This is a genomic window from Novosphingobium sp. 18050, from assembly GCF_902706195.1.
Classification (GTDB): domain Bacteria; phylum Pseudomonadota; class Alphaproteobacteria; order Sphingomonadales; family Sphingomonadaceae; genus Novosphingobium.
Window position 1 is genome coordinate 1 of record NZ_CACSJO010000129.1, and the last position, 379, is coordinate 379.

Annotated in this window: 1 protein-coding gene; it reads left to right on the plus strand. The window is 69.7% G+C overall.

The annotated features are described in order from the left end of the window. Nucleotides 1-16 precede the first annotated feature (16 nt). On the plus strand, nucleotides 17-379 hold a 363-nt coding region (locus GVL61_RS24695), incomplete at its 3' end, for an efflux RND transporter permease subunit (protein WP_304621354.1).

Sequence of the window (379 nt, forward strand, 5' to 3'; positions counted from 1 at the left end):
GTTCACGAGCTGGCAGGTGAACGTGCCGCAGCTGTTCGCGAACATCGACCGCACCCGTGCGCGCCAGCTCGGCGTGCCGGTGACGGACATCTTCGAGACGCTGCAGATCTACCTGGGCAGCCTGTACGCCAACGACTTCAACCAGTTCGGCCGCACCTACAGCGTGCGCGTGCAGGCCGATGCGGCCTACCGCGCGCGGGCGGAGGACGTCGGCCTGCTGAAGGTGCGCTCGGCCACGGGCGAGATGGTGCCGTTGTCGGCGCTCATGAAGATCGAGCCCAGCTTCGGTCCCGAGCGCGCGATGCGCTACAACGGCTTCCTGTCGGCCGACGTGAACGGCGGGCCCGCGCCCGGCTTCTCGTCCGGCCAGGCGCAGGCC